2 protein-coding genes are annotated in these 3,166 nt (G+C 39.7%); both read right to left on the reverse strand.

Features of this window, described 5'->3' with window-relative positions; genetic code table 11:
• Positions 1-1,217: calcium-binding protein (locus tag D8886_RS11905; RefSeq protein ID WP_446677714.1), on the reverse strand; the 1,217-nt coding region annotated here is incomplete at its 3' end.
• Between the two features lie 196 nt (positions 1,218-1,413).
• Positions 1,414-3,015 carry an SPM autocatalytic domain-containing protein gene (locus tag D8886_RS11730; RefSeq protein WP_185761304.1) on the reverse strand — a complete coding sequence of 534 codons (1,602 nt, stop codon included), beginning with the start codon at positions 3,013-3,015 and terminating at the stop codon, positions 1,414-1,416.
• Positions 3,016-3,166 lie beyond the last annotated feature (151 nt).

Below are 3,166 nucleotides of genomic sequence, written 5' to 3' on the forward strand. Positions count from 1 at the left end.
GTATCATCACCAGCACCTCCATAGAGCTTATCATTGCCAGAACCGCCCTCTAGAAGATCATTGCCAGAACCGCCCTCTAGAAGATCATTGCCTTCGTCACCATAGAGCTTATCTGAACCTGATGATCCATTGAGTGTATCATTACCAGCACCAGCATAAATAGTCAAGTTGTTAATCGGAGAACTCAAATACTCGCTCTCAGATGTACCATAGAGTGTACGGAACGGACTGCCTTCATCACTCACACCTAGCTCTGTACCGTCCGAAAAGACCAGTTTCAGATTGCGGTAAGATGCTGAGTAACGGAAGTCACTAAATGTGATACTGTCGCCAGTCTTGGTATTGGTCAATACGGCCGTCCAATTATCATTAACGGGATGACTTACCTGCAAGTCTGCCAATGAAATTCCAGCTCCAAAGCGAATGGTGCTTAGGCCTTCGGAATCGCTAATGGTATCCTGGCCATGACCTAAATCGAAGATATANGTATCATCACCAGCACCTCCATAGAGCTTATCATTGCCAGAACCGCCCTCTAATATATTATTTTGCTTGTCTCCTTGGACATTATCATCTCCCCCGGAAGCCATAACAAAAACTTGCTTTTCCGTCGCCTGTAAACTTTCTCCTTGATCGCTACCCATCACGACCTCTCCAGCTCCTATCATAATAGCCTTGAGGTAGTCATGAGACATAGAACCAAAGTAAGTCTTAAAGTCCTGATAACCACTGATCCCCTGATTCTCCATGTGTTTGAGATAGCCCGCTATGTCGCTTAGCTGGATTCCATCTTTAACATTCAGATAGCCCGGCAATACTGACTTGAGAAGCTCAAGATCAATGACCTTATCTTCCTTAACCTGTATAAGAGGTACTACACCAGAGAGGTGGCTGCTGCTCATCATAGCATAGTAATAATAATCCACCATCTTCTGATAGAGATCCTTGAGAATTGATGCTGAACTTGCGTGTGGATTAGACCCAGAAGTCCCAGTATAATCGCGTCCTAGGAGAGCTTCTATAACCTGAAGCTGTTTGGCATCCATAGCAGTCCCTCGACTGTTAGAGGCAGTGTTTTGAGCTCCTGCCATCTGAGTCAGGATACTTTCCACTAGCTGACGTCTCTCTGCTACATCGCGAGACAAGATAAATCGACCCACCTTATCCTTGAGTTGACCAGTAACATCCTTTGCCATCGCCTGATGGAGAGATGGCATATTACCCGAACCAGCTACATTTGGCAAAAAGTGGACTTCCAGCGGAATATTAATATCATTGAGTGACTTAGTATCGTAACCTCTCTTCTTGATCCAATATTCAGTCGCATCCCCAGTCTCACCGTTCGCCTTGATAAATTTGGCGCTGTTACCGAAAATAACCTCCTCGTGACCACCCAATTGACTTTTTTGATAGTTAAGCTGAATAGCAGTGAATAGCAGCTATCCCTGCTTGTGATAAACTGCGTAGCTCTTCTTTTTCAGAAATACCATTTTGGTTAGCATCTTGCCAAACTTGAAGACGACTGTAATTAGCATCTTTATCATCAATGACCTTATCACCATTTGTATCTTGCTCCATCAACGCCTCAAAACCAAATCTTGCAAGTTTACCATTAGCTAAACGATAGCGATCTCCAAAAAGCTCATTACCATCGTTAATCACGCCATCCCCATTTTTATCTAGAACCAATAGAGCATCATCACCTTGAATCCAATTGATCCGCTCAGCGAAACCATTCCCATCTAAATCGAAATGCACACCCTTATCCAAAGAAGTTGGCTTGAATCCATCCCCTGATAAATCAAGAACAAGGGGATCAAGGTTGGGAGTTTCAGAGGCTTTATCAGCTTGGGAATCCCAAAGTATTTCCGCTCCTTTATGACCTATAGCTTCACCACCACTTTCCAGAGCTTCTTGTAAGAAGAATAGTCCTAAAATGTTATTTGCTAACCGAAATCTATTTTTGGTATTGCGTTGAAAAGCAAACATAGAAAATAAATCGGCTATATTTTTACCTATAATAGAACCCGCCTTTGTAAATCTCTCCCTTTCATCTCCTTTATGTTCACGGACACTTTTGACATCCTTATACCCTTCTATTATTTTTTGAGAAATTTCTAAAAAATCAAAAGCATTAATTTTTCCTCCTCCCTCCTCAATAAAATCGGGAAGGTATTCATCTGGTACTGTAACACTTCTATCATTGATTTTCTCTATAACTTCATCAACTAATTTCCCGACTTTTCTACTTTTAGGTCCAAAATATTTTCCAATATCAGTAAAACCTAGTCCTTTAGAAACTCTAACATTTTCCTCTTTTTCAATAATCCCTTTACTACCTCTTTCAATAATATCACCTAAATCATACACTTGTTTTAAACGGTCAACAATCTTATCTAATAGTTCCTTTTCTTTTTTATCTTGCTGTTTTTCTTGGTAATATTGTTTAATTAGTTCTAAAAGAGTTTTGTCGTCTTTATTGCCGTTTGATTTCGAAGACTGCTTCTCATCAGATGGTGTAGAGTTATTCTTTTGTCTTGGATTATCTTCATTTTTTTTAGGAATCGGAGGTACATAAGGATTGGAATCGGGACTGGAAAATTGACGATAAGTCTTAAAGAGATAGTATACTTCTCCATCAGTTGGTGTAGACTGCTCGTTCCCTGAGATATTGGACGAGCTGTTTTCTTCTCCCAATTCTCTCTCGCCGTCAATAGCAACAGAATCTTTAATCAGATCTGTGATTGGTTTGACATTAGCAATGACACTAGCCTTGATAACTGGAGGTTTTGCAGGCTTAACTTCAGCAACTACACTAACCTCGTTTCTTGTGACATCTTCAATTGAAGAAATAGATGACTTTTTACTTTCACTTTTATTCTGCTCCACAATTCCGCTAGCAATTGCTCTTTTCAGCATATTTTGCAAAGCTAAATCAAAAAGTCTGCTATCATTGACTCCATCCTGTTTTAAATCCTCTTTAAGCACTTGCGACATTTTACCATCTGCCATCATTTTACTCCTTATATAATTCATTAGTATAATACTATATATGGCAAGTAAAAATTTCGGCCTTGGATGCTATCTCGTTTTTATGATAGATAATCGAAAAAACAAAGAGAATAAAAGAGTTAGGAAAATAGATTATCAACAGAACCTTTTATTT

The sequence above is a fragment of the Streptococcus sanguinis genome (assembly GCF_003943655.1).
In the GTDB taxonomy this organism is placed as follows: domain Bacteria; phylum Bacillota; class Bacilli; order Lactobacillales; family Streptococcaceae; genus Streptococcus; species Streptococcus sanguinis_F.

What these genes read in the sequence shown, in the direction of transcription:
- D8886_RS11730 (WP_185761304.1), bottom strand. Translation starts at nt 3,015, where the DNA reads ATGATGGCAGATGGTAAAATGTCGCAAGTGCTTAAAGAGGATTTAAAA.